Source organism: Pseudarthrobacter sp. MEB009 (assembly GCF_030208875.1).
Lineage (GTDB): Bacteria > Actinomycetota > Actinomycetes > Actinomycetales > Micrococcaceae > Arthrobacter.
Window position 1 is genome coordinate 402,559 of the sequence record NZ_JARVTC010000007.1, and the last position, 25,426, is coordinate 427,984.

29 protein-coding genes, 1 other RNA gene and 1 riboswitch are annotated in these 25,426 nt (G+C 65.6%); of the genes, 15 read left to right on the top strand and 15 right to left on the bottom strand.

Translation table 11 applies throughout. From position 1 onward, the window contains the following. Positions 1 to 64: 64 nt before the first annotated feature. Positions 65 to 2,134 carry an alpha/beta hydrolase gene (locus QRN07_RS07700; RefSeq protein WP_285240742.1) on the bottom strand — a complete coding sequence of 690 codons (2,070 nt, stop codon included), beginning with the start codon at positions 2,132 to 2,134 and terminating at the stop codon, positions 65 to 67. A 1,161-nt stretch (positions 2,135 to 3,295) separates the two neighbouring features. On the opposite strand from QRN07_RS07700, the gene QRN07_RS07705 reads away from it, so the two are divergent. From QRN07_RS07705 to ssrA, 13 genes are all read left to right on the top strand, one after another. Then, complete coding sequence (locus tag QRN07_RS07705) at positions 3,296 to 4,519, top strand: TadA family conjugal transfer-associated ATPase (RefSeq protein ID WP_285240743.1); 1,224 nt, start codon at positions 3,296 to 3,298, stop codon at positions 4,517 to 4,519. Further along, positions 4,519 to 5,373 (top strand): type II secretion system F family protein, encoded by an 855-nt coding sequence (locus tag QRN07_RS07710; protein WP_056597482.1) that lies wholly within the window; start codon positions 4,519 to 4,521, stop codon positions 5,371 to 5,373. The genes QRN07_RS07705 and QRN07_RS07710 overlap by 1 nt, the downstream gene beginning before the upstream one ends. Further along, positions 5,370 to 6,311: a type II secretion system F family protein gene (locus QRN07_RS07715; RefSeq protein ID WP_285240744.1), complete on the top strand. Its 942-nt coding sequence runs from the start codon at positions 5,370 to 5,372 to the stop codon at positions 6,309 to 6,311. Before QRN07_RS07710 ends, QRN07_RS07715 begins: the two co-directional genes overlap by 4 nt. Before the next feature lie 89 nt (positions 6,312 to 6,400). Continuing rightward, positions 6,401 to 6,685 carry a hypothetical protein gene (locus tag QRN07_RS07720; RefSeq protein WP_285240745.1) on the top strand — a complete coding sequence of 95 codons (285 nt, stop codon included), beginning with the start codon at positions 6,401 to 6,403 and terminating at the stop codon, positions 6,683 to 6,685. A gap of 84 nt (positions 6,686 to 6,769) precedes the next feature. Continuing rightward, complete coding sequence (locus tag QRN07_RS07725) at positions 6,770 to 7,117, top strand: TadE family protein (RefSeq protein WP_231686064.1); 348 nt, start codon at positions 6,770 to 6,772, stop codon at positions 7,115 to 7,117. Between the two features lie 25 nt (positions 7,118 to 7,142). Then, positions 7,143 to 7,610: a hypothetical protein gene (locus QRN07_RS07730; RefSeq protein ID WP_050685635.1), complete on the top strand. Its 468-nt coding sequence runs from the start codon at positions 7,143 to 7,145 to the stop codon at positions 7,608 to 7,610. Positions 7,611 to 7,642: 32 nt separating this feature from the next. Further along, positions 7,643 to 8,047 (top strand): pilus assembly protein TadG-related protein, encoded by a 405-nt coding sequence (locus QRN07_RS07735; protein ID WP_050685636.1) that lies wholly within the window; start codon positions 7,643 to 7,645, stop codon positions 8,045 to 8,047. 50 nt (positions 8,048 to 8,097) lie between these two features. Then, entirely contained in the window at positions 8,098 to 9,213 is a 1,116-nt protein-coding gene (prfB, locus tag QRN07_RS07740) for a peptide chain release factor 2 (protein ID WP_056597211.1), read from the top strand. Between the two features lie 168 nt (positions 9,214 to 9,381). Further along, positions 9,382 to 10,158 (top strand): cell division ATP-binding protein FtsE, encoded by a 777-nt coding sequence (ftsE, locus tag QRN07_RS07745; RefSeq protein WP_056597213.1) that lies wholly within the window; start codon positions 9,382 to 9,384, stop codon positions 10,156 to 10,158. Further along, positions 10,155 to 11,069, top strand: coding sequence for a permease-like cell division protein FtsX (ftsX, locus tag QRN07_RS07750; protein ID WP_050685639.1), 915 nt, complete (start codon positions 10,155 to 10,157; stop codon positions 11,067 to 11,069). Before ftsE ends, ftsX begins: the two co-directional genes overlap by 4 nt. Positions 11,070 to 11,096: 27 nt before the next feature. After that, the gene (locus tag QRN07_RS07755) at positions 11,097 to 12,524 is read left to right on the top strand and encodes a M23 family metallopeptidase (protein ID WP_050685640.1); all 1,428 of its coding nucleotides are present in this window, start codon (positions 11,097 to 11,099) and stop codon (positions 12,522 to 12,524) included. A gap of 76 nt (positions 12,525 to 12,600) precedes the next feature. Next, on the top strand, positions 12,601 to 13,074 hold the full coding sequence (gene smpB / locus QRN07_RS07760) for an SsrA-binding protein SmpB (RefSeq protein WP_050685641.1): 474 nt from the start codon (positions 12,601 to 12,603) through the stop codon (positions 13,072 to 13,074). A gap of 73 nt (positions 13,075 to 13,147) precedes the next feature. Further along, positions 13,148 to 13,517: a transfer-messenger RNA gene (ssrA, locus tag QRN07_RS07765) on the top strand. Between the two features lie 74 nt (positions 13,518 to 13,591). On the opposite strand, the gene QRN07_RS07770 is transcribed toward ssrA, so the two are convergent. From QRN07_RS07770 to QRN07_RS07820, 11 genes are all read right to left on the bottom strand, one after another. Further along, entirely contained in the window at positions 13,592 to 13,726 is a 135-nt protein-coding gene (locus QRN07_RS07770) for a hypothetical protein (protein ID WP_285240746.1), read from the bottom strand. Between the two features lie 83 nt (positions 13,727 to 13,809). After that, the gene (locus QRN07_RS07775; RefSeq protein WP_050685665.1) at positions 13,810 to 14,178 is read right to left on the bottom strand and encodes a hypothetical protein; all 369 of its coding nucleotides are present in this window, start codon (positions 14,176 to 14,178) and stop codon (positions 13,810 to 13,812) included. A gap of 63 nt (positions 14,179 to 14,241) precedes the next feature. Beyond that, positions 14,242 to 14,634, bottom strand: a complete 393-nt coding sequence (locus QRN07_RS07780; protein WP_285240747.1) for a fluoride efflux transporter FluC — start codon at positions 14,632 to 14,634, stop codon at positions 14,242 to 14,244. Continuing rightward, entirely contained in the window at positions 14,631 to 15,050 is a 420-nt protein-coding gene (locus QRN07_RS07785) for a fluoride efflux transporter FluC (RefSeq protein WP_285240748.1), read from the bottom strand. The genes QRN07_RS07780 and QRN07_RS07785 overlap by 4 nt, the downstream gene beginning before the upstream one ends. A gap of 48 nt (positions 15,051 to 15,098) precedes the next feature. Further along, entirely contained in the window at positions 15,099 to 15,812 is a 714-nt protein-coding gene (locus QRN07_RS07790; RefSeq protein WP_285240749.1) for a metal-dependent transcriptional regulator, read from the bottom strand. A 48-nt stretch (positions 15,813 to 15,860) separates the two neighbouring features. Beyond that, on the bottom strand, positions 15,861 to 16,619 hold the full coding sequence (locus QRN07_RS07795) for a class I SAM-dependent methyltransferase (protein ID WP_285240750.1): 759 nt from the start codon (positions 16,617 to 16,619) through the stop codon (positions 15,861 to 15,863). Positions 16,620 to 16,688: 69 nt separating this feature from the next. After that, positions 16,689 to 18,110 carry an aminotransferase class V-fold PLP-dependent enzyme gene (locus QRN07_RS07800; protein WP_285240751.1) on the bottom strand — a complete coding sequence of 474 codons (1,422 nt, stop codon included), beginning with the start codon at positions 18,108 to 18,110 and terminating at the stop codon, positions 16,689 to 16,691. 35 nt (positions 18,111 to 18,145) lie between these two features. After that, positions 18,146 to 18,260, bottom strand: a riboswitch (SAM riboswitch). Positions 18,261 to 18,421: 161 nt separating this feature from the next. Next, positions 18,422 to 19,234, bottom strand: a complete 813-nt coding sequence (gene hisN, locus QRN07_RS07805) for a histidinol-phosphatase (RefSeq protein WP_050685646.1) — start codon at positions 19,232 to 19,234, stop codon at positions 18,422 to 18,424. Positions 19,235 to 19,279: 45 nt separating this feature from the next. Then, positions 19,280 to 20,395, bottom strand: coding sequence for a ribosome small subunit-dependent GTPase A (gene rsgA, locus QRN07_RS07810; protein ID WP_056597220.1), 1,116 nt, complete (start codon positions 20,393 to 20,395; stop codon positions 19,280 to 19,282). Further along, positions 20,379 to 21,767, bottom strand: coding sequence for a 3-phosphoshikimate 1-carboxyvinyltransferase (gene aroA, locus QRN07_RS07815; RefSeq protein ID WP_050685648.1), 1,389 nt, complete (start codon positions 21,765 to 21,767; stop codon positions 20,379 to 20,381). The genes rsgA and aroA overlap by 17 nt, the downstream gene beginning before the upstream one ends. Before the next feature lie 7 nt (positions 21,768 to 21,774). Next, positions 21,775 to 22,323, bottom strand: a complete 549-nt coding sequence (locus QRN07_RS07820) for a DoxX family protein (RefSeq protein WP_050685649.1) — start codon at positions 22,321 to 22,323, stop codon at positions 21,775 to 21,777. Positions 22,324 to 22,593: 270 nt separating this feature from the next. Between QRN07_RS07820 and QRN07_RS07825 the strand changes: the two genes are divergently transcribed. Then, entirely contained in the window at positions 22,594 to 23,355 is a 762-nt protein-coding gene (locus tag QRN07_RS07825; RefSeq protein ID WP_082178296.1) for a sigma-70 family RNA polymerase sigma factor, read from the top strand. Beyond that, positions 23,352 to 23,612, top strand: a complete 261-nt coding sequence (rsrA, locus tag QRN07_RS07830) for a mycothiol system anti-sigma-R factor (RefSeq protein WP_050685651.1) — start codon at positions 23,352 to 23,354, stop codon at positions 23,610 to 23,612. The genes QRN07_RS07825 and rsrA overlap by 4 nt, the downstream gene beginning before the upstream one ends. 123 nt (positions 23,613 to 23,735) lie before the next feature. On the opposite strand, the gene QRN07_RS19825 is transcribed toward rsrA, so the two are convergent. The 3 genes from QRN07_RS19825 to QRN07_RS07840 form a co-directional block, all read right to left on the bottom strand. Continuing rightward, complete coding sequence (locus QRN07_RS19825; protein ID WP_369299106.1) at positions 23,736 to 23,810, bottom strand: 50S ribosomal protein bL37; 75 nt, start codon at positions 23,808 to 23,810, stop codon at positions 23,736 to 23,738. A 111-nt stretch (positions 23,811 to 23,921) separates the two neighbouring features. Next, positions 23,922 to 24,548 carry a PadR family transcriptional regulator gene (locus QRN07_RS07835; protein WP_285240752.1) on the bottom strand — a complete coding sequence of 209 codons (627 nt, stop codon included), beginning with the start codon at positions 24,546 to 24,548 and terminating at the stop codon, positions 23,922 to 23,924. Next, positions 24,548 to 25,375 carry a DUF4097 family beta strand repeat-containing protein gene (locus tag QRN07_RS07840; RefSeq protein WP_285240753.1) on the bottom strand — a complete coding sequence of 276 codons (828 nt, stop codon included), beginning with the start codon at positions 25,373 to 25,375 and terminating at the stop codon, positions 24,548 to 24,550. The genes QRN07_RS07835 and QRN07_RS07840 overlap by 1 nt, the downstream gene beginning before the upstream one ends. Positions 25,376 to 25,426: the final 51 nt, after the last annotated feature.

Consider the following 25,426-nt stretch of genomic DNA (forward strand, 5'->3'; position numbering starts at 1 on the left):
TGCGGATACCGTCATTCCCATCACGAGTCCGACCAGGGCCGCAGTGAGTGTCCTCATATGTTTTTTAGCGGCCGGCATTGGACAACCCTTCCAGTAAGGCTTTCTGCAGATCCGTCGGACCCAGGGGCACATACGGGCTCATCTTTTCCGCTTCGCCTGTGATTGCCCAGACCGTGTTCTTCAGGGATTCAGTCCTCTTGTCGAAGTATCCGGCTTGTTCGCCGTCGTCACCAATGAGCGCGCTATGGTCTGTTACGGCCCTCCCGGCGTCGCCGCCAGCGTCAGTGCCGAAGGCGTGGGAACCGAACTCAGGTTTGATCGGGTTCACGTGGTGATCGCGGCTGGTTTCCCGGCCGGTCCAGGCCCACTGGTCTCCGCTTTCGGTTTCCCCAGGTATCTTGTCGCGCGCATGTCCGGAGTATACGTGTCCGACGTTGAGGTCAGCGGCGGTATGGACGTTGTCCGGTAGTCCTGCGGAGCCAAGGGTGACGAAGTTATCCACCCGGATTCCAGGCTGCGTGAGGGCCACCGCAGCGGTGGTCGTTCCGTAGGAGTGCGCCACAATATTGAGCTGCGGCGCGCTCTCACCGCGGACTGCAGCCAGGCCGCCGAGGGCTCCCGCCAGCTTCTGCCCACCCGCGACTGCTCGATTCACATCAAGAACGCCGACGTCGAGATTGTTGTCCAATGCCGGCACGGGAGGTGTCTCATATCCGATCCAGGACACCACGGCGCTCCCCGAGGGAAGCTGGTCGTGCAGGTTTTGGGCTGCTTTCGTCCACCCCGTCATGTCATTGCTGGTCGTGCCCATCCCCGGAACAGCGTAGGTGACACTGCCGGCCGTATCGAGATCACCGACCGACACCGCAGCCAACGGGGGCTTGTCCTCGGTGAAGGAAACCAATTGCCGTTTCTCCCACCCCTCAGGCGTGAATTGCGCCTTTTGGATGTTGCGCAGCCCGTCGAGTTGCTTTTGAAAGTTGTTGAGCGTTTGCTCCAATCCGGCCGCCAACGGGGACGCCGCGCCGAAGCCCGAGGGAGTGTCGTAGATCAAAGCCTGTATTTGCGCGATCCAGGTCTCCGCATCGGCGACCGCTGCCTTGAGCGCGGTTTGGTTGGCCTGATTCCGGGCCGTATAAGGCACTCCTTCCAGATTTCCGAAATCCGTAGGAAACTGTGTCAGCAATAGGTCCTGCCGTTCCGAGAACGGGGTTTTGCTACCCGTTGGCGGGTTCAGGCCTGTCCACCACGTGTGGATTTCGCCCGGGTTCATCAGCTGAAGATGAGACCGCAGGGCAGGAGAGGCCGCAATCGTGGCAGCGAGTTCTTTCGCCGACAGGGTCGAGAACAAATCTAAGAGTTCCCGATTGCTTAGTGGCGTGACAGCAGCAGCGGCAACATCGAGTGCGGGATTTGAAATGGATCCGCCGCCGGCCGCGGCGAACGCATCGGCGATATGTTCAATCCACTTCGCATCAGCCTCGTTTTCGCCCAACAGCCGCTCAAAGCCCCCTGGGAAAGAGTTCGATCCGAGCAGCACCCACGAGCAGGAAGAGGTAAATGACGACCAAGCGTTGCGAAGCTGCATGAGGTCTTGCCGCATGCCTGTGTTACCTGCCCTGGCTTGGGCCACGAAGGTGCGTAAATGGTCGGGAACGGCCGAACTCTTCCCGTCCGAGGACCCAGAGCCCGCGCTGCGGTTGCGTTGGCTGGGGGAGAAGGCCGCTGAAATGGTTGGTGGCGCGATGGGGGTCTCAGAGGGTTTCGGATCAAAGAGCCCCTCCACTGCGGAGCCGATGTCTCCGATGAAGTTCTCGGGCCTGCTTTCACGTTCAGCTTCCCGCACCTGCCACGCTGCCAAACGGGATTGGCGCTCGCGTTCCGACCGCGCCTTCTGCTGCGCTTCTTCGATCTGTCCGGCAAGACCGTCAAGTACAGCGGCGAGTTTTCCACGATCTTCAGCCTCACTGGAGGAAGCTTCCCTGAACAGGTCGGCGTACGCGCCGGCGAAATCCTCCAGCGCCGTCTCCACCGCGCCACGACGCAACACACCCTCATCACGAAGCCGCCCATCCACATCCCTGGCAACCCCGACCAACGACGTGGCAGCATCATCATCAAACGCTAAAGCCACGGTGTTTACTCCCCCCAAAGGAAAAACGGCGCAGGAACGACTTGGTTCCTGGGCGCCCGGCCCCTGCATCATGCCGCGAGGAAGGGACGGGACTTTGGCTACATTACCAATATGGACGATTAATTCCAATAAATTGATAAACTATTCAGGGGCAGGGAAGCCGAACTTCAGCTCACCCTCACCAGGGTTGCAGCGCCGGTTTGGCCGCCTGTGTTCCACCAGGCCTGGCTGATGCCGGCACCGATATAAGTGCTGGGCAGCGCCGGCAATGGCTACAGCTGACAGCCGGTTTTTTAGAGTTGTTAATGGATCCCCAATTTTTCGTTGCCTACCGGAAGAGGCGGGCTGCGGCCCTTAATGCGGTAACAGTGTTCGCCCGGGAAGTACCGGTACGGCAGGGATCTTGCTGGTGCTGCGGCCCGGGCATAAGATGCCCGAACGCTGTTGTCAGGGATTTATCCCGTCCCCTGGGGGGAACTTGTTGCGACCGCCAAGGAGACTCCTCATGAAACGCAGAACAGCCCCGCTGGTGATGGCCATTGGACTTTTGGCCGGACCGGGAACGGGTACTGCCACAGCCGCCCCGCCAACTCCCACAGATCCCTCGGTTCAGCAGTTCGATTGCCCCGGTTTCGTCATATCTGCGCAGGTCACGGGAGCTGAAAAGGTGATTCCCCACTCCCTCCACTTTGCCGGTTCCAAGCCCGTCACCCTGTTTACCAACGTCGCCGCGGCTTCCACGCTAACCCTTTCGGGACCAGCGCCCGCTTTGAAGGTTTTCAGCTCGTCCATCAACGGAACGGTGCGCGTTGCCTGGGACCCTGGAACCGCTGATTTTATTTACAAAGCCACCGGACGGAACTTGATCACGGTTCCAAAGCACACCGGATATCCGGGCGGCGTGTTCCTGACAGTAGGCCAGGTGGCTTGGACGCTGGATGGGCCCGTCGACCCTGACGGGGGCCTCACGGGGCCGGGGACCGTCACGGATCTCTGCAGGTTGCTGGCGCCGTAGCGGGAAAGCCGCCGACTTTTGGCTCCGCCGGAAGCAGGGGTTTTCCACATTCGCTGCCGGGTGCCTTGGCACCCCACTCTCAGGTCCCTAGGCTGGACCCATTCGCACTGCCTCCAACGGAGGTGGCAGGTTCTACAGGGGTACGCATGGATGCTCTGGGAATAGTCGAGGACGAGGTCCGCGAGCTCATCCGCAGGCGCGGGCTTGATCCGTTGCGGCAAGCCGTCGAGGTCCGCCGACTGGTGGAGGCTGCCGTCACCGATTACGACGAGCGCTCACTGCTGGGTACCCTGCCGCCCATCGGAGCCTTGGATTCTGCGCGCAGGTTCCTCTTTGACGCGGTGGCAGGGTTCGGCGTCCTGCAACCCCTGCTGGATGACCCCAGCATCGAGGAAATCTGGCTCAACACGCCGTATGAGATCTACGTGGCGCGGAACGGGGAGTCGGAACTGACCTCGCTGAGCCTCACCGACCAGCAGGTCCGCGACCTCGTGGAACGGATGCTGAAGAGCTCAGGACGGCGCCTGGACGTGTCCTCACCCTTCGTGGACGCGTCCCTGCCCGACGGCTCGAGGCTGCACGTGGTGATACCGGATGTGACCCGCCGGCATTGGGCAGTAAACATCCGGAAATTCGTGGTTAAGGCCAGCCGGCTGGAACACCTGGTGGAACTGGGAACGCTGACCCCACAGGCCGCAAGATTTCTGGGGGCAGCAGTTGCCAGCGGACTGAACATCCTGGTCTCGGGCGCCACGCAGGCAGGAAAAACCACCATGTTGAACTGCCTGGCCGCTGGCATCGGCGGCCGCGAGCGCGTGATCACCGTGGAGGAAATCTTCGAGCTGCAGTTCCCGTTGCGGGATGTGGTGGGGCTCCAGTGCCGGCAACCAAACCTCGAAGGCTACGGTGAAATACCCTTGCGTCGTTTGGTGAAGGAGGCGCTGAGGATGCGCCCGGACCGTCTGGTGGTCGGAGAGGTCCGGGAAGCGGAATGCCTGGACATGCTGATTGCCCTGAATTCCGGCCTGCCGGGGATGTGCACTGTCCATGCCAACTCGGCGCATGACGCAGTCACCAAGATCTGCACCCTGCCCCTACTGGCGGGCGAGAATATCTCGAGTGCGTTTGTGGTGCCAACGGTCGCCTCGTGCATCGACCTGGTGGTCCATTGCTGTCGGCAGGCCAACGGCAGGCGGGAAGTGACGGAAATCCTGTCGCTGGGCCGCCGGGTGGAGAACGGGATCATCGAGTCGTCACTGGTGTTCGCCACCGTGGACGGCGTACTGCAGCCGAGGGCAAACTCCATGCCGGAGGCCGAAAAATTTGCCCGGGCAGGCTACGACGTAGCCGCCCTGCTGGATCCCCGATGATGGCCGCCCTGGCAGGCATGACGGCGGGTGCAGGGCTCCTCCTTGTTTGGTGGTCCTGCTGGGAATCGCAGGCCGCACGGAAGAGGCCCCGCCGTCCCAACCGGCTCGCCGACCTTTTGGCCGCCTCGGGGGTCGCAAGGGTGAGTGTCGGAGGCCTGATTGGCTCGTGTCTGGGCCTTGGCGCGGCGGTAGGCGCACTGGTTTTCGCCGTCAGTCGTTCCGTTCCCATCGCGGCTTGCTTCGGACTTTTCGCCCTGGGGCTTCCTATCACCATCCTGCGGTGGCAGGCGCGGAAGCGGAGCATGATGCTGCGCCAGCTCTGGCCGGATGTAGTGGATCATCTCCGCTCCGCCATCCGCGCCGGCCTGCCCCTTCCGGAAGCCCTGATCCAGCTGGGCACCAAGGGCCCCGAAGAGCTGCGTCCGGTGTTCCGGGACTTCGGGGCTGACTACCGGGCCGGAGGGCAGTTCGACGGATCACTGACCAGGCTGAAGGACAGGCTCGCCGACCCTGTCGCCGACCGGATCGTCGAAGCGCTGCGGCTTACCCGCGAGGTGGGCGGAACGGATCTGGGCCGGTTACTGGGGACTCTCGCCGAATTCCTGCGCGAAAGTGCTCGTACCCGCAGCGAGCTCGAAGCGCGCCAGTCGTGGACCATCAATGCCGCACGCCTGGCCGTGGCCGCGCCCTGGATTGTCCTGATGCTTCTCGCCACCAGGCCCGAGGCCGTCCATGCCTACAACACCCCCATGGGGGCCGCCGTGCTGCTGGGTGGACTGGTGGTCTCCCTTACCTGCTATTCAATAATGTTGAAGATCGGCGCCTTGCCCCAGGAAGAACGGGTACTGCGATGAACGGCATCCCCACCGCGGGCATCGTTGTAGGGCTCTCGCTGGGCATTGGCCTGTGGCTTGTTGTTGCCAGGTCACCGCTGATGCGGGCCACCACTCTCGCGCAGCGGATCGAACCGCAACTGCGCTCGCAGAACCTCACATCACGGTTGCTCCTCGCCGGCGATACCCACCCGGCTCCGTTCGGCCCGCTGGCAGGTATCCTTCGGCCTGTACTGCATGACGCGCTGGCCGCCCTGGGCCGGTTGAACCCATCTGCCGGTGGCGCGGCACGCCGCCTGGCGCAGGCGGGCATCACCAAATCGGTCCTCGACTTCCGCGTGGAACAACTGGTGTGGGCAGCCTGCGGGTTCATCGCAGTCCTCGCCATCATGGTACCCGGGTCAGCATCCGGGCGGCTCAGTCCGGTGCTGGCCGCCGTCCTGGTCGCAGCCGGCGCCGTGGGTGGGTTCGTCGGCCGGGACTACTGGCTGGGAGTCCAAATCCGGCGGCGGGCGGTCCGTATGCTGGCAGAATTTCCCAGCCTCGCAGAGCTGATGGCGCTCGCGGTCAGCGCCGGTGAGAGCGCCACCGGGAGCCTGGACCGCATTTGCAGGACTGCCCGGGGAGAGCTGGCCCGCGAGTTTGCGATGATCCTTGCCGAGACCCGGTCAGGCAAACCTTTGGTCCAGGCGTTGCAGGAGTTTTCAGCGCGCACGGACCTGGCACCTTTGGCCAGGTTCGTTGACGGAATCATCGTGGCGGTTGAACGCGGAACACCCCTGGCTGATGTGCTCCGGGCGCAGGCCCAGGACGTCCGCGACAACGCCAAACGCGATCTGATGGAAGCCGCCGGCAAGAAGGAGATCGCCATGATGGTGCCCCTTGTGTTTGGCGTCCTGCCGCTTACCGTCGTCTTCGCAGTTTTCCCCGGTCTCGCCGCCATCAATCTGGGTTTTTAGGAAGGCCCGCCGCACTGCCACCAACAACCAGCCAAGGTCGGGGGACCGGGCGGCCATCTCCGGAAGTACTCAAGAAACAGGACGGTCAAATGAAGACCATCGGACTCCGCGTCGTGGTGGCGCTTGTTATCCTTTTGGCGCCAACCACCGGTAAACACCGGCCCGCCAACCGCCGCCGTGCCCGCACCATCCCCTCCACTGCACAGCGGACCGGTGGCAAAACTCCGGGAAGTGGGCACCCGGAACGCGGCGACGTCCCCGGCTGGGTAATGATCACGCTGATGTCGGCCGTCCTGGTGGCCGCGCTGCTTGCCTTGGCCGGTCCCGCCCTTGAAGCGATGTTCAACCAGGCCATGGACACGGTGGGTGGGTAGCCCGTGTCCACCCCCGCCAGGAGCCGGCTCCGCCAACCGGCGTCCGAGCTTCAGCCGGCGGACGCAGGCGAACGCGGGTCCGCGGTGGTCGATTTTGTCCTGGTCGGGAGCCTGCTGACTGTTCTGTTCCTTGCGGTCATCCAGCTGACACTGATCCTGCACGTCCGGAACACCCTTGTTGATGCCGCTGCTTCGGGTGCCCGCTACGGGACCCTCGCAGACCGTAATGCAGCGGATGCGCAGGAGCGGACCCGCAGCCTGATCGGAACCGCACTGAATCCCGGCTTTGCTGGGGAGGTCAGCACCGGGGAGGTGACCGTACAGGGACTTCGCACCCTCGAAGTGACAGTGCGCGCACCGTTGCCGGTCATCGGGCTGATCGGACCCCAGGGGATGCTGGAGGTTACGGGCCATGCGGCCGTCCAGCAGTGACCCGCGGAAGAGCGCAGGTCTACGGATGCCGGATGCATTCCCGGCCCTGAACCCACCAGCGGACCCGGATGCAGGAACCGACGGTGAACGGGGGAGCGCGGTGGTGGAATTCACCTTCCTGGCGGTCCTGTTACTGGTTCCCCTGGTGTACTTCATCATCACTGCCGGCCAGGTCCAGGGCGCTTCCTTCGCCGTGGCCGGTGCAGCCGACCAGGCCGCCAAGGTGTTTGTGGCGTCGCCTGCGGAGGTGGACGCCCGCGCCGCCGCCGAGCAGGCAGTTCAGCTAGCCCTTGCGGACTTCGGCCACGGCCTGGATCAGGCCCGGGTGGATACCAGCTGCAGCTCCGCTGACTGCCGGGCAGCCGGCTCAACAGTCACTTACACCATCCGGTTGACCGTTCCCCTGCCGTTCATACCCTTTAACAACGGGCTTGGCCTCCATGCCACGGAGGTGCAGGCCTCATCCACCCAAATGGTCGGCAGGTTCCGGTGACGCCGCGCGCCGAAGAAGGACAGATCACCGTTATGGTGGTGGGCTACCTGGCCGTCGCGCTGCTGGTGGCCACCGTGATGCTGGGCATCACCTCGGTGTACCTGGAGCACAAGCGCCTGCTGTCCCTGGCCGACGGCGCCGCCCTGGCCGCGGCGGACAGCTTCACCCTCGGCGAGGTGGCAGCCCAGTCGGGCAGCCCGGCAGCCCTCCTCGACCCGGGCAGGGTCCGCAGCGCGGCCACGGACTTCGTGGCTGGCAGCCCTGCCGCTCTCCGCTTTGACAGCCTGGCTGTGGCGGGGGAGACCGGCACCCGGGACGGAGCCACGGCAGTGGTGGTCCTGACCGCTGCCGTCCACCCGCCCATCGTGAACTTCCTGGTCCCGGGCGGTATTCCCATCGAAGCCAGGTCCACCGCCCGGTCCCGGCTCACCCGGTGACCACGGCACGTGACGGACGGTTTTGCCGGATAGCGTAGGGTTAAACAACCATGGCCAATATTGATTTTTCCGCTGAAATCCGCGCGCTACGCGGCACCTACACCTCCATCGAACGCGTCACCGATGTTGAGGCACTGAAGGAAGACATCGCCGAACTGAGCGAGCGGGCAGGCGAGCCCAACCTTTGGGATGACCCGGCGGCGGCCCAGAAAATCACCTCAAGGCTCTCCCACCGCCAGTCCGAACTGGAGCGCCTCACCAGCCTGGAATCCCGGATCGACGACCTTGAGGTCCTGGTGGAACTCGGCCAGGACGAGGGCGACGCCGACTCCATGGGCGAAGCAGCCACGGAGCTGGAATCCATCCGAAAAGCCCTCAAGGACCTCGAGGTGGTCACCCTGCTGTCCGGCGAATACGATGAGCGGGAAGCCGTGGTCTCCATCCGGGCAGGCGCCGGCGGCGTGGATGCCGCGGACTTCGCCGAGATGCTGATGCGCATGTACCTTCGCTGGGCCGAACGCCACGGTTACCCCACCACGGTGATGGACACGTCCTACGCCGAAGAAGCCGGCCTGAAATCCGCCACGTTCGAGGTTAAGGCCCCCTACGCGTTCGGCACCCTCAGCGTTGAAGCCGGAACCCACCGCCTGGTCCGCATCAGCCCGTTCGACAACCAGGGCCGGCGCCAGACGTCCTTCGCCGCCGTCGAGGTCATTCCGCTGATCGAACAGACGGACTCCATCGAGATCCCGGACAACGAAATCCGCGTTGACGTCTTCCGTTCGTCGGGCCCGGGCGGTCAGTCGGTCAACACCACCGACTCGGCAGTACGCCTCACGCACCTTCCCACCGGAACGGTCGTCTCCATGCAGAACGAAAAGTCGCAGCTCCAGAACCGCGCCGCCGCCATGCGCGTGCTCCAGTCCCGGCTGCTGCTGCTGAAAAAGGAGCAGGAAGACGCCGAAAAGAAGGCCTTCGCCGGCGACGTCAAAGCCTCCTGGGGCGACCAGATGCGGTCCTACGTCCTGAACCCCTACCAAATGGTCAAGGACCTCCGCACCGAACACGAAGTGGGCAACACCTCGGCCGTGTTCGATGGCGAGATCGACGACTTCATCGACGCCGGCATCCGCTGGCGCACCGATAACCGCAACGCCGAAAAGTAAACCCCGCGGCGGCGGCCTTGCCGACACGCCATCGGCAAAAAGCATGTGATGCCGGCAACCCTGCGTATAGTCGAGGGGCCGGGGCCCTAATTCCCCCAAACGAAAACCCGTGCACCGGCTGCAGACTGGGCTGCAAGTCTCAGCCATGCCTGCAGGGTACTTAGGGCCATGATCCGATTCGAAAATGTCACCAAGGTCTACGACCAGACAGCCAGGCCTGCGCTGGACGCCGTCAACCTTGAGATTGACCGCGGCGAATTCGCCTTCCTCGTGGGCGCATCCGGCTCCGGAAAATCCACCTTCCTGCGCCTTGTGCTCAAGGAGGACCGGGCGTCCTCCGGTGCGGTGTACGTCGCCGGCCAGAACGTCGCCAAGATTTCCAGTTGGCGGGTGCCGCGCCTGCGCCGCGGCATCGGCGTTGTCTTCCAGGACTTCCGCCTCCTGCCCCAGAAAAACGTCTTCGCCAACGTGGCCTTCGCCATGCAGGTCATCGGCCGAAGCCGCAGCGTCATCCGGGACACCGTCCCCGAGGTCTTGAAGACCGTGGGCCTGGAAGGTAAAGAGCACCGCATGCCGCACGAGCTTTCCGGCGGTGAGCAGCAGCGCGTGGCCATTGCCCGCGCCGTGGTCAACCGGCCCGGCATCCTGCTGGCTGATGAGCCCACCGGAAACCTCGACCCCACCACATCCATGGGCATCATGGGCATCCTGGACAAGATCAACCAGAACGGCACCACCGTGGTGATGGCCACGCACGACGACGACATCGTCAACGAGATGCGCAAACGGGTGGTGGAACTCAAGAACGGCGTGGTTATCCGCGACGAGGCCAAGGCCCTTTACACGTCCATGATTCCCGTGGTGGGCCAGTCCCGCCGGCTCAAGGATGCCAGTGGTCGGGAAACCCCGGACGAGGCGCCCGGGGAAAGCGGGGCACAGCGGTGAGGCTCGCATTCATCCTCAGCGAGATCGGCAGCGGCCTGCGCCGCAACGTCTCCATGGTGGTCTCGGTCATCCTGGTCACCTTTGTCTCCCTCACGTTTGTGGGCGCGGCCGGCATGTTGCAGATGCAGATCAACCAGATGAAGGGCTACTGGTACGACAAGGTCCAGGTCGCCGTTTTCCTCTGCAGTGACGGCTCGACGGCGGCCAGTTGCGCAGGCGGTCCGGTCACCCCGGAGCAGCAGGACAGCCTGAACACCCTGCTGGAATCCCCGGCGGTGGGCCAGTACATCAACGACTTCGCGTTCGAATCCCGCGAGGAAGCGTACGACCACTTCAAGAACCAGTTCTCCAACTCGCCCATCGTGGACTCCGTCACGCCGGACCAGCTGCCGGCGTCCTTCCGGATCAACATGAAGGACCCGGAAAAATACCAGATCATCAGCGAGACCTTCTCTTCCCAGGCAGGCGTGGAAACGGTCATTGACCAACGACAACTGCTGGAACGCCTGTTTTCCGTCATGAACGGAGCCTCCCTGGTGGCCGTCAGCATCGCCGGCGTGATGATCGTCTGCGCCATCCTGTTGATCGCCACCACCATCCGGCTCTCAGCGTTCAGCAGGCGCCGGGAGACGGGGATCATGCGCCTGGTGGGCGCCTCCAAGACGGTGATCCAGCTGCCGTTCATCCTCGAAGGGGTGATCGCCGCCGTCATCGGCGCCGCCCTGGCCTCAGCCACGTTGTGGGCCGTGGCGCGTTTCTTCCTGGGCGACTTCATGGCCCAGCAGTACCCTGACACGGCGTTCATTTCCGCCGGACAGACCCTCATCCTGGCGCCGGCGCTGCTGTTGCTGGGTGCTTGTTTGGCAGGAATTTCGTCCCTCTTGACCCTTCGCAGATACTTGCGCGTCTAGGCTGTGCAAACCAACCAAGGAATGCTTATGAACGTCATGGCTCAACCTCCCCACGGCCGCCGGTCCACCCGGAGCCGCCAGGCCGCACGCCGGTCCGGCCTCATCAGTGGCCTCCTCGCCGTCGTGCTCGCCGCCGGGCTGGCGTCCTCCGGGCCTGCCGCCATGGCCGACGAGCTCGAGGACCAGCAGGCAGCGCTGCAGGCCGAAGCTGCACGCGTCCAGCAGTCCCTGGAGTTCGTTGATTCGCGCATCGCCAAGGCCGCCGGCGATCTGGTGCTGTACCAGGGCCAGTTGCCCGGCGCCCAGCAGGCACTCCTTGAAGCGCAGGGCCGCGTGGCAGGTGCCGTCAAGGAAGTGGAGGCGCTCTCCGCCCGCGTGGACATGGCCCAGCAGAACAAGGCCAAGATCACGCAGCAGATGGAGTCGGACAAGCAGAAGATCACCGACACGAAAAAGCTGATCGGCCAGATCGCCACCCAGGCCTACAAGTCGGGCGGCGTGCCGTCCAACCTGTCGCTATTCTTCGGTTCCAACACCGGCAGCAGCCTGACGGAAACCATGGACCTCGCGGACCAGGCAATGCGCAGCCAGAACGCCGCCATGGATAAGCTCACCCAGCAGAACGCCACCAACGTCAACTCCCAGGCCCGGCTGCAGGCCGTGGAAGCGGAGATCAAGGAACTCAAGGCCAAGGCCGATGCGGCCCTCGAACGCGAAAAGGCCTTCCGGGACGAGGCCGCAGCCAAAAAGGCCCAGGTGGATCAGCTGATCGCAGACACCACCCGCCTCGACGCCGAACTTCAGGCCGCCAAGCCCGGCATCCAGTCCCAGCTGGCCAGCGTCCAGGCCAGCCAGAACGCAGTGGCCGCTGAAATCGAGGAACGCGACCGCAAACTGCGTGAAGCGTGGGAAGCCGAGCAGCGCCGGATCGCCGAGGCAGCCGCTGCCGCCGCAGCCGCCGCCGCAGCGGCAGCGAACCGCCCCGCCCCGCCGGTGGAAACGTTTGTGCCGCCTGTTGGGTCGCCGTCGGCCTTTGGCCTGCGCCACCCCTTCGCGTCCAGCGTCCCCATCACCTCCGGCTTCGGCTACCGCAGCACCCCGCCCGGCAGCATCGATTTCTACGGCACCGGTGGCTACATGCACACCGGCATCGACTTCGGTGCCCCCTGCGGCACGCCGGTGTACGCGGCTGCGGCCGGCGAAGTCTTCAGCTCAGGTTGGAACTCGGCCGACGGCGGTGGCTGGCGGGTCAAGATCTCCCACGGCCTGATGCAGGGCAACACGCTGAACACCATTTACTACCACAACTCCAGCATCGTGGTCTCGAACGGCCAGCGCGTCTCGCAGGGCCAGCTGATCGCTTATTCCGGCAGTACCGGCAATTCCACCGGCTGCCACGCGCACTTCGAAACCTGGGTGAACGGCCAGGCGATGGATCCGATGCGGCTGCTTTAGGCCCTGCCGTAGACTTGTATGATCCCGCGCCGGCTGGCCGGGGCAACAACCGAGACTGATATTGAGGAGCTTTCCCGTGCCCAAAGAAAGTGGCCGTAAAGTGGTGGCCACCAACCGCAAGGCCCGGCATGATTATCACGTGCTGGATACCTACGAGGCCGGCATCGCGCTGATGGGGACAGAAGTGAAATCCCTGCGCGAGGGCCACGCCTCAATGGTGGACGGATTCTGCACCTTCTACAACGACGAGCTGTGGATGGAAGCCATCCACATCCCGGAGTACAACCAGGGCAGCTGGACCAACCACGCTGCCCGCCGCCGCCGGAAGCTGCTGCTGCACCGCGAAGAACTGACCAAGATCTCGCACAAGATCAGGGAAACCGGCTACACAATCGTCCCGCTCCAGCTCTACTTTGTGGACGGCCGGGCCAAAGTGGAGATCGGGGTGGCCCGCGGCAAGCGCGAGTACGACAAGCGCCAGACGCTCCGCGAGCAGCAGGACACCCGTGAGGCCCAGCGGGAGATGCGGGAGCGCAACCGCCGCCGCTAGGAATGAAACCGGCGGATCATGCGTTAGTATAGGTAGTCCGGTGGGCTTGCCCACCGGTTTGATAACAAAATACGGGGATGATCGGTTTCGACGATGTTAGTCGCGACAGGTGAAGCGGGCCGAGGATGCAGAATTATCTCGTAAACGCTGTCTGCAAAACAATAATCGCCAATTCAAAACGCGATGACTTTGCTCTTGCTGCCTAAGCAGTAAGACCAGTCCGTCAGCCCGAGGTTGCTATTGCCCCGGATGCTGGCGTCATTTAGATAGCCACTGCTGTTTGCCCCCGTCATCGGGGTAAACGGGACACTTTGATGACTGGGCCCGGATCGGCCAGCTGTTTGCAGCATGGCCGGGGCCGAGAAAGTCCGACGCAAACTGCGCCCGGAGAAGCCCTGACAACACGACATCGGACGGGGGTTCAATTCCCCCCATCTCCACATTTTGCTGTGCCGCGAGGCAACGCAGTACGGCCCGGACTCTTGTCCGGGCCGTACTGCGTTAACCAGGCTGACCCTCAGCGCTTCTTAAGGTGCGCCACGGGGTCCGGCGCACCGTCCAGGGGAGTCCTGGTTTTCTTCTCGGCGCGCTTTTGTTTAATGGTTTTAACCGGCTTTTTGGTCATGTGCCGGTGTGGTGACTTGTCAGGCATGGCGGGCTCCCTCGGCGAATCGGGACACCACGTGCCCCTCCTCGTAAAATACGCCTGTTTGTCGCGGAAGGAAATGCCCTGGGTCAGGCCGGTGCCTGGACGTCCACCACACCAACAAAGCGTGTTCCGACGCCGTCGAATTCGGTCCTGACGAAGCCCGCGGGCCGCTCCGGGACCTCCTGCTTGGTGTGGTGTTCGCAGGCCACAAAACTGAAGTCCGGCCACCATTTTTTCGGCCGGGCCGCTTCCTCATAGCCGCAGACGGTGCACTCCAGGTGCACCCAGACCGGACGCTTGCCGGTGCGGTTTGCGCGGGACTGCACCAGCCACGGGGGAGGGGCGTCCAGGATCGCTCCCAGCTCCGCTTCGCTCATCCATTTGGGCAGGCCATGGCGCTGTGCCATTTCCAGGGGTATTTCGAGGGCAATTGCCGCGTCACGTCTGCTGATCATCAGGTACAACTTTACGGGAGCCCACCAAATCAGTCCGGTCTGGTGGGATTGCCGGGCGTCCGGCTAGCCGGTAACGGCCATGCCGGCAGCGGCAGCCGCAACGCCCAGGGCCAGGTTGGCCGTCACGTTCACCGCGGCAGCCCCGTAACGGGCTTCGCTGATCAGGCGCACCGTAGCGGTGGTCCACGAGCTGAACGTGGTCAGGCCGCCGGCCAGGCCGGTGGCCAGGGCGGTCTGCCACTCACCGGCCAGTCCCAGTCCGCCGGTCACCCCCGCGGCGGCTCCGATCACAAAACAGCCCACCACGTTGACCAGCAGGGTTGCCCAGGGCCAGTGCCGCGCGCCATTGCCCGCTTCCGCCTGGCGGGCCGCCTGCTGGGCGAACCAGCTGTCTGCCGCGAACCGGAGGAGGGCCCCGGCTACCCCGAACAAGCCCACCAACAGCGCGGCGGTCATGGCTGCTCGTTCCGGGTCCGGGACGCCACTTTGCCGAGCTGCCAGCCTGCACCTGCGGCGGCCAGCCCCAGCACCAGGGAAAGGGCCAGGTACGCCGCCCACACCACATGCGCGCCGGACTGCGCCAGCCGGTCCACGGCGAAAATTACTGCGGAGAAGGTGGTGAAAGAGCCCAGCAGGCCCGGTCCCAGCCCTGCCCGCAGCCAGAAGGGAGTATGCGGGCGGTTCAGCCAGAAAGTGGTCAAGGCAGCCAGGAGGAAGCTGCCGCACACGTTGATTCCGAGCGTGGCCCAGGGGACACCGCCCGGAACATCAGGGAAGGCGAGGCCGAGGCCGTACCGCAGCTCGCTGCCCACCAATCCGCCCACAGCCACCGCCAGCCATGCCGGCGCCGCAGGCATACCGGGGCGGCTCATGCGGGGGCGGTGCCGCGCAACAGCCCCTGGCGCGGTCCGTGCGTCACGTCAGCTGCCCACCAGGAGGCAACCTTGGTGCGTTTGCTCGCTGTGCACCCAGAGCGCCGAGGTGATTTCGTCAGCGAGGTCAAACTCACGGCTGTTCCCAACGCCACCGATCCGGACCACCAGGGCACCGCCGAACGGCCGGCGGCCCACCACCTCCACTTCGGCGTCCAGGTCGATCCGCTCGGCGGCCAGGTACCGCAACAATTCAGGGTTATCGTCACTGATCCGGGTGATTCTGCCGGTGTGGCCCTCATCCAGCCCGGAAAGCAGGTGGGCGGCAGGCATCAGCACCTCACCGGACGCCGTGGGAATGGGGTCGCCGTGCGGATCGCGGCGGGGATCGCCCAGTTGGGCGGCGACGCGTTCGATGAAAGTGTCCGAGACGGCGTGCTCCAGCAGTTCGGCTTCGTCGTGGACCTCGTCCCAGCTGTAGTTCAGCTGCTGGACCAGGTACGTCTCAATCAGCCGGTGGCGGCGGACCATGGCAAGGGCCAGGCGCAGGCCCGGGCCCGTCAAGGTAATGGCGCTGTAGGGCTTGTGGTCAACGAGGCCCTGGTCCTTGAGCTTGCGGACCATCTCCGAGACGGAGGAGTTGGCCACACCCAGGCGCTGGGCCAGCTGCGAGGAGGTGATGGGTTTGTCCTGCCACTCGGTAAACGAGTAGATGACCTTGACGTAGTCCTCGATCGAGGAGGAGGGCGCGCTGGTCTTCACAGCATCAAGCTTACCGGGTACTGCACCGCCGCTGGCCGGCAACGAGATTCACGCCGCCGTGGCCCGCCATGCCAGGGTCAGGTAGGGCAGGTCGATGATTTCGCCGTCCCGGTGGCCAAGATGCTCATGCAGGTACCAGTCCAGGTTGGCCAGCACCTTGGCGCGGGTGGGTTCGGAGGCCCTGAGATAGTAGCTGCGCGTTTTGGTGAGCTCCATCAGGCCCGTGGTGGTTACAGGGTCCTGCCACCGGGTCACGTACCCCTCAAGGCCTTGGAATTCAGGCCCGACGGCGGGCCGGTGGCCAGGCTTGTAGACGTCGCCCGCGTGCATGATCCGGGACAGCCGGTGGACCCAGGGAACGGAGGTGTCCAGCTGGTTCCAGACCAGCCCCAGCGTGCCGCCCGGGCGAAGGACCCGGGCGAGCTCCGTGCTGGCCGCAGCTGCGTCGCACCAGTGCCAGGCCTGGGCCACGGTGACGACGTCGAACGCCGCCGCCGGCAGGCCGGTGGCCTCTGCGGTGCCCAGGACAGCCGTGGCACGTGGATAGTGCTCAGCCAGCTGTTCCAGCATGTCCGCGGACGGGTCCACTGCGGTGACGGCCAGTCCTTTGGCCAGGAGCAGTGCGGTGAATTTTCCGGTGCCGGCGCCGACGTCCAAAACCTCACCGGCCGGTGCGGGCACCAGCCAGTCCGCGGCTGCCGCCGGGTAGCCCGGCCGGACCTGCTGGTAATGCTCGCCGCCGTCCTGGAAGCTTTGGCCCAGCTCCTGGCGCCGGTTGTGTTCCAGCTTGGGGCCACCCCGGACCACGCGCGGCCTCCTTCAGTAGATGTCTCTCCTGAATTTACCGCATGGACCCCGCCGGGGCGGCCCGCCGGTTCAGTCGTCCAGGCAGGGGGCCGCGCCGGCGGTGCCCGGCGTGTTGGGGGCCCAGTGCGGGTAGGTCCGGGAATCGTTGGCGGGCACCCAGCGGCCTGCGTCCACCACGTAATCCCAGCCAAGGCCCTGGGTCCGGAGGGCAGAGACGCCGGCAAGGAGACGTTGGGCGTCCTCAAGGCGGGAGCCCACACCAAAGCTGGCCCGCAGCGAACCGGACGGAAGGCCCAGCCGCTTGAGCAGGGGGTGGGCGCAGAAACGCCCGTCCCGGAGGCCCACGCCGTGCTCTGCGGACAGGTAGGCCGCCACCAGACCGGCGTCGTAGCCGGCCACGGAAAAGTTAACCACACCGATGGTGTCCGTCTCAGCGTTGGTGTCCTTGAAGATCTGGTGGACACTCACGCCCTCGATCTGCTGCAGCCCCGCCACCAGGTAGGACCGGATGGACTGTTCGTGGGCGTGCCATTCCTGCGGGTCCAGGGCGGCGATGACCTGCGTGGCACGTGCCAGGGTGGCGGCGCCGAGGACGTTGGGCGAGCCGCCCTCGTGCCGGGCCGGGCCCGTGGCCCAGCTGACGCCGTCGAGCCGTGCTTCCTTGACTGCACCGCCGCCGGCGAGGTGCGGTTTTCCGGCGTCGAGCCAGTCCGGGCGGCCCACCAGGACGCCGGAACCGAACGGGGCGTAGAGCTTGTGGCCGGAGAACGCGAGGTAGTCAACGCCGTCGGCGGTGATGTCTACCCGCCGGTGGGGTGCCAGCTGCGCGGCGTCCACCACAATCCGGGCGCCGTACTGGTGGGCCAGCGCGGCGAGGGCGCGGATGGGCAGGATTTCGCCGGTGACGTTGGAGGCGCCGGTAACCGCCAGGAGGCTGACCCCGCCCTGCTCCAGTTCGCCGCGGACAGCGTCGATGGTGCCGGCCAGGGTGTCGGCGGCCACGATGCTGCGGTGCGGTACACCCTGCCACGGCAGCAGGTTGGCGTGGTGCTCGATGTCCAGGTACAGGACGTCGCCGGTGGGCCGGCCGTCCGTGCTGGGCAGGCACCCTGCCAGGAGGTTCAGCGAGTCGGTGGTGTTGCGCGTGAAGATCACCGAGTCGTCCGGGCGGCCGCCCACAAAGTCCCGCACGATGTTCCGCGCGTTCTCGTACACGGAGGTGCTGATCTGCGAGGCGTAGCCGGCGCCACGGTGCACGCTGGCGTAGTAGGGCAGGATCTCGTTCAGGTAGGCGGAGACCAGGGACAGCGCCGGCGCGGAGGCGCCATAGTCCAGGTTCGCGTAGCGGACATGGCCACCGGCGATCAGCGGCGCCTGGATCTCGGCGCCGGTTACGGCGGCGAGGGGCCTGGCGGCGATGGAGTGGCCGGCCAAAACCGAAGGTGCGGCGGGCGCCAGCGAAGCTGCGGGGGAGACAGTGGCAGTTGTCATGGGGAATCCTCACGTTGACAGGACTCCCTGCAGGGAATCCGCGCTTGCCGTATCCATGTCCGGACCGGCCTGGTCGTCACCCGGGGCACCCCACCGCGAATGGAGGGTTGCCGGCCAGCAAACCGGGGTTTAGCGCTGGCACTCGTGACCTGCTTAAGAGCGTAGGACATGGTGCGGGGTGGTTTGAAGCCAGCCCGAATGTTAAGGGATTTGTTACGCCGCGCCCGTACGCCGGGGCTTTTGTCGAAGAACACGACGGCGGACGCCCCCATCCGGAGGCGTCCGCCGTATATTCTTCGGTCCAGGCAGTCCTAGAGGAGGTCGTCCAGCCCCGGGTTCAGGCGCCGCAGCACCTCGGAATGCAGGATGGAGTTTGTGGCCAGGGCGTTTCCGCCGAACGGGCCGTCCTGGCCCTCCAGGGAGGTAAACCGGCCGCCGGCTTCCACCACGATGGGGACCAGGGCGGCCATGTCGTAGAGATTCAGTTCGGGTTCGCAGGCAATGTCCACCGACCCCTCGGCGACCATGCAGTAGGACCAGAAGTCGCCGTAGGCGCGGGTCCGCCATACGTCCTCGGTGAGCCCCAGGAACTCGTCGAAGTTGCCGCGTTCCTTCCACCCGGTGAGGCTGGAGTAGGACAATGACGCATCGGAAAGGGTGGCGACGTTGGAGACGCGCAGCCTGGTGGCCGAAGCGAGCGAACGGCCCATGTAGGCGCCCATGTCTTTCGCCGCCCACCAGCGTTTGCCCAGCGCAGGTGCGCTGACCACACCCACCACCGGTTCGCCCTCGTCAACGAGCGCGATCAGGGTTGCCCATACCGGGACGCCCCGGACGAAATTCTTGGTCCCGTCAATGGGGTCGATGATCCAGCGGCGTGAGCCGTGGCCGCTGCTGCCGAACTCCTCACCCAGGACGGCGTCGCGGGGGCGGGACCGGGAAAGCTGGCCGCGGATGGATTCCTCGGCTGCCTTGTCCGCGTCGGTGACAGGAGTCAGGTCCGGCTTGGTCTCCACATGGAGGTCCAGGGCCTTGAAACGGCTCATGGTCTGGTCGTCCACGGAATCGGCCAGGACGTGGGCCAGGCGCAGGTCATCGTTGTAGCTGGAAGCGGATTGGATCATGGTTCCAAACTACCGTCTGGCGGCGGTTGTGCTGGGAGGCCCACGTCAGTTGACGCTGCCGAGTTCCTTGGTCTCCTGGGCTTCCAGGCGCGGATCCGCCCCGAGGAGCCGCCGCAGGGAAGAGAGCCGGGCAGCGCCGGTGGGACCTGCCTGGCCGGCGGCCACCCAGGCGTCCAGCCCGCAGTTCACGGCCGCTGCCGTGTGCTTGCAGCCGCGTTCGCAGGCATCGGTGCCGGGGGAGAGGTCCGGGAAGGAACGCAGGATGCGGTCCGGGTCCACCAGTGCCAGGCCAAAGGACCGGATGCCAGGGGTGTCGATGATCCAACTGCCGGCCGGCGCATCTGCCAGCCGCAGGGCCAGGGCGGAGGAGGATGTGTGCCGGCCGCGGCCGGTGACGGCGTTGACGCCGCCGGTGGCCCGCTCGGCTCCGGTCAGCGCGTTGACCATGGTGGATTTGCCCACGCCGGAGTGCCCCAGCATCACAGTGACGTTCCCGTGCAGGAAGGTCCGCAGCTCCGCTACGGCCTCGCTGTCCAGCCGGGCGGACAGGCCATCGTCCGACCTGGCATCGATGCCCGATGCCTTATTGTCCGCGGTGCGGCTGATGATGACCGGGAAGTCCAGGTGCGCGTAATTGGACAGCAGCTCAGCGGGATCCTTGACGTCTGCCTTGGTGATCAGCAGGATCGGTTCGATCCCGGCGTCGTAAGCCGCCGCCAGGGCACGGTCGATGAAACCGGTGCGCGGTTCCGGGTTGGCTGCTGCCACCACGATCACCAGTTGGTCGGCGTTGGCCACCACAGCCCGTTCCACGGGATCTGTGTCGTCCGCGCTGCGGCGCAGCAGCGTGCGCCGGTCCTGGATTTTCACCAGGCGCGCCAGCGTGTCCGGTTCGCCGGAAACGTCGCCCACCAGCGAGACAAAGTCGCCGGCCACCACGGGGTTGCGGCGCAGTTCCCGGGCGCGGGCGGCGATCACCACCCGTTCCGTAGCGGTGTCCTCACCCACCACCGCCGTGTAGCGGCCGCGGTCAACGGTGATGATCCGGCCAGTGACGGCGTCGTCGTGGCTGGGCCGGTCCTTGGTGCGGGGCCTGGAACCTTTTTTGCTGGGCCGGATGCGGACATCCGATTCGTCCCAAGAGTCAGTGCTGCGCGCCAACGCCTGTACCTTCCGTGCCGGTTCCGGCAGGAGAGCCCTGCGCCAGCATCGCGGTCCACAGGTCCGGGAAGTCGGGCATGGTTTTGGCGGTGGTGGCGATGTCCTCCACCTCGACGCCGGCGACGGCCAGGCCCAGGATGGCACCTGCGGTGGCCATCCGGTGGTCAGCATAGGAATGGACGACGCCGGCGTGCAGCGCAGCGGGGCGGATCACCAGGCCGTCGCTGGTTTCCTCGGCGTCGCCGCCCAGGCGGTTGATTTCCGCCACGAGCGCCGCGAGCCGGTCAGTTTCGTGGCCGCGCAGGTGCCCGATGCCGGTGAGCCTGGACGGGGTGTCTGCCAAGGCGCACAGGGCGGCAACAGTGGGGGCCAGTTCGCTGGTGTCGGCGAAGTTTCCGCCCTTGATGCCGGAGCCTGCGGTGACGGTGAGGACCCCGTCCGTCAGCGAGACGCTGGCGCCCATGTCGGCCAGGATGCTGCGCCAGAGATCACCCACCTGCTGCGTGCTGGCGGGCCAGCCGGGAATCCGGACCGTTCCCCCGGATGCCAGGGCTGCGGCCAGGAAGGGCCCGGCGTTGGACAGGTCCTGCTCGATCCGCTGGTCGAAGGCCCGGATGGGACCCGGCGCCACCACCCAGTGGTTGGGCACGGAATCGTCCACCGAGACTCCTGCCTCACGCAGGACAGCCACGGTCATGGAGATGTGGTCAAGGCTGGGTACCGGCTTGCCCACGTGTTCCAGGTGGAGGCCTTCGGTGAACCGGGCCCCCACCAGGAGCAGGGCGGAGACGAACTGCGATGAGGCGCTGGCGTCGATCACCAGGTGGCCGCCGCGGACTTCGCCCGTGCCCTCAACGGCGAAGGGCAGCGAAGAGGGGGTGCCGCCGTCGTCCGCCGTGACCACAACACCGAGCGCCTTCAGCGCCTCGATGATGGTGCCCATGGGACGCTGCCGGGCGTGCGGATCGCCGTCGAAAACGCTGGTCCCCTGCCGCAATGCCGCGAGGGGCGGAACAAACCGCATCACGGTTCCGGCGAGGCCGCAGTCGATGGTTGCCGGGGCAGGCGGCGCGTCCTGCCGCAGCGGGACGACCTCAAGGTCGGGGCCGAAGCTGCCCTCACCCGGGACCTCCGTGATGGTGGCTCCCAGGCTACGCAGGGCCCCGATCATCAGCGCCGAATCCCTGGAGTGCAGGGGCGCCCGGAGCCGCGACGGCCCGTCGGCCAGGGCCGCCAGGACCAGGTACCTGTTGGTCAGGGACTTGGAGCCGGGGACCGTGACGGTGGCATCGACAGGATGCGTGGCGAAGGGGGCGGGCCAAAGCGGAACGGGTGTCCCGGCGGAGTCCAGGGTGGTGGCAGCGGCGGTCATTGTCGGTTTAGGCTCCCGTTGCGTGGTCCACGGCGCGGCGGACTGCTTTGTCAGCGGTGCGCAGCTTCCGGTTGGTGCTCCTGCGTGCGTCGGTGGCGAGGTGCGATGCGCCCTTGCGTGCGTCGGCTGCCAGGTGTTCGGCGCGCCAGGCCAGGCCCGGCTTGCCTGCGGTGTCCACGGATGCCAGCAGCGCCCCGCCGCTCAGGGAAAGGTTTTTCAACAGCTGGTTGCGGCGGTCCTGCCGGCCTTCCTTGCTGCTGATGTCAGCGCTGCGCCACTCCACAAACGTGTTGAGCAGGGAAATGACCGTCAGCAGGGTGGCCGAGACGCGCGAGAACTTACCCAGTCCGAACAGCACACCGGCACCCACCTGCGTTCCGCCGATCACGCGGGCCAGGGTGCGCTCATCCGCCTTGAAGGGCAGCGACGCGGCGGCCTTGCGGAGCAGCGGTGAGAGCTGCTGGGCGGTATCGTCGGCGTTCTTAAGCTTGTCCACTCCAGCAACAACAAAACTGGAAGCCAACATGGGCCGTGCGAGCGTGCGGAAAAAGGACATGGATTTCCTCCTGGGTGGACGGACCGCTCCGTCAGCGGCGCAAGGTGCAGATCCAGTCTTGCACTTTTGGGGAATATTTGCCCGCGGCCGGGGGTTGTTGAGAGCGGGTCCGGAAAGGCCGGACCGCCGGACGCAGAGCGGAGTTGGGCCTTGGCGCGGGTGTTGGATGGAATTGGAAAGGCGGGCCCGGTGGCCCTTGGCGCACTGGCGTCGGAGGCTCCGGGGTTCGGATCGCCGCGGGCGCAACGCCTGACAGTAGACTTGAACGCAATGAACACCCTGGATCCGGCCGTTTCGGCCATGTATGAGGCTTCGCAAGGCGAAGTAAAGGCCGGCGCCGCAGCGCAGCCTGAGTCCGTGCCCGCACAGGCGCCCGGCGCTTCAGCCGAGCAGGCCGGCGGGGACGTGGACGTGTCCACGGAGACCACCGACCAGCGCCGCGCCCGGTTTGAGCGCGACGCGATGCAGTATGTCGACCAGCTGTATTCCGCGGCCATGCGGATGGCCCGGAACCCGTCGGATGCCGAGGACCTGGTGCAGGAGGCGTACACCAAAGCCTTCTCCGCGTTCCATCAGTACCGGCCCGGCACCAACCTCAAGGCCTGGCTGTACCGGATCCTGACGAACACCTACATCAACCTCTACCGCAAGCGGCAGCGCGAACCCCTGCAGTCCAATTCGGACACCATCGAGGACTGGCAGCTGGCGCGCGCGGAGTCGCACACCTCCAGCGGGCTCCGCTCCGCCGAGGCGGAAGCGCTGGACCACCTGCCGGATTCGGACGTTAAACGCGCGCTCCAGGAGATTCCCGAGGAATTCCGCCTTGCGGTCTACTTCGCGGATGTCGAAGGGTTCGCGTACAAGGAAATTTCAGACATCATGAACACGCCCATCGGCACCGTGATGTCCCGGCTCCACCGCGGCCGGAAAATGTTGCGGGACATGCTGGGCGGATACGCTGCCGAGCGCGGATTCAAAACAGCCGTGGCCTCCAGGGACGCGGCGGAAAGCAAACAGGAGAGCGGGAAATGAGCGACTGCCAGGGATTGGGCGATTGCGACGATACGCGGATGCAGCGGATCTATGAGTACCTTGACGGGGCACTGACCCGTGAGGACATTTCGGAGATCAAGAACCACCTTGATGACTGCCCGGAATGCACAGAGCAGTACGACCTTGAATGCGTCATCCGCAACATGGTTAAGCGCTCGTGCACCGAGGCCGCCCCGGAGAACCTGAAGAACGCCATCCTGGACCGGATCCATTCGATCCGGCCCGTGGACGCGTAGCCAAACCTGACATCAGGGGGTCTGCCCCCGGTGGCGCGGCCATATCGCACGCCACAGCAAAGGACCCCGGCAGCCGAGTGGCTTCCGGGGTCCTTCGCTTGAACCGTGATACCTGGCGTGTGCCTAGGTGTTGGGGCGCTTACCGTGGTTCGCGCCGCCACGCTTACGGTCACGACGCTTGCGTGCACGCTTGCTCATAGCTGGCCTCCTTACATGTTGGTACTCAAAAGAGCTGCCCTCAAGTCTCCCACATGATCCGATGGCCCGCGAACCGGTGACCGGCGCGTGACCTGCGAGTCCGCAGCGGGTTCAGGGCTTGGCCGGCGTTGCGGCGCCAGGCTGCGGGGGGACTGCGGCACGGGCCTGCCGCAATCCGGCGGCCAAGGCGTCGAGGGTTGCCGGGTCCAGCGGCGCAGCGGCCGCCTGGCGGCGGAGATCAGCAAGGACACCCTCCTGGAAGGCCTGCAGCAGCCCACCGGCTCCCAGGAGGATCGCCTCGCTCTGGGCATCCGGGCCGGCGGCAGCGTTGTCCCTGCCGGGGCGGCCTGCGAGGGCCGCTGTTGCCGCCGCAGCAAGATCCGCGCTGATCCCCAGCATGTTGCCCCGGACGTCACTGCCCTGGGTGCCGGCCAGCCGCCGGACGGACGCGGCGATGCCCGTCTCCACGCCCGCCAGCTCCTCACGGCGCCTGTTCAGTTCCGCCATCCCGGCGTCCGTGATCCGGTAGTTGGTGCGGCGACCCACTGCCTCGGTGGCCACCAGGCCCTCCTCCTGCAGTTTCCCCAGGCGGGGATAGATGGTTCCCGCGCTGGGCGAATATGTTCCGCCGAACCGGTCCCGTAGGGCCAGCATCAGGTCATAGCCGTGCTTGGGTCCCGCCTCGAGGAGGGCCAGCAGGTACAGGCGCAGGGCACCGTGGGCAAAAACCGGCGGCATCAGAGCCCGGTTCCGCCGCCCTCCGGAGCAGCACGGTGGAGGATGGACGTCCGGCCGGACATCGAGTTGGTGCGGACCAGCATCAGCTGCCGGTCCGGGCCCGAAATGGTCTCCACGGTGCCGCTGACCTGTGCGTAGTGCTGGTCATCAATCACAACCGTACCGCTGGCTGTTTTGGCTACGATGTCGGCGCCCACGTCATGGGGTAACAGCACTGTCAAGTTTCCGGACACCGAGTTGGAGCCGAAATCATGGGTGTTGCCGAGGAGTTCGAACGTGAGGTCGCCGCTGACCGTGGTGGCCCGGACGTTGGTGAAATCCCCGGCGGCGTGAACCTCCCCGGAGACGCTCCTGGCAGTGAGGATGCCGTGGTGCCCGCTCACGGTGACGGTCCCGCTGACGGTGTTGACGTGCAGCTCCCCGGCGGTGTTTTCCGCTGCCACCGAACCCGACACGGTATTTAGCCGGGTGGGTCCGGTGACACCGCTGACCAGCCCGTCACCGCGGACAGTCCCCACTTCCACCTCTGTTCCGGCCGGAACGGTGAGGTGGATGGTGGCGGAGTTGGCGCTGGTGTGGTTCACCGTTTCCATCAGGTTCTTGAACCACCCCTGTGGCCCGTGCAGCTGGTGCCTGATTTCCAGCCGACCACCGGATACAGTGACGTCCACGGGATCCCCGTGGACGTCACTGATGTCAACCAACACCCCCGGCTGGTCCCCGACCCGCACCTCGAACCTGCCCTGGATCATGCCCAGCTTCAGGGCGGACACACCATCGATATCGATGGCCTGCGGGCTTGTTACGGTCCAGTTCTGATCGGTCATTGATCCTCCAGAGGCGATATATCGTGTACTGGCTTCAACGTACCGGCCGGT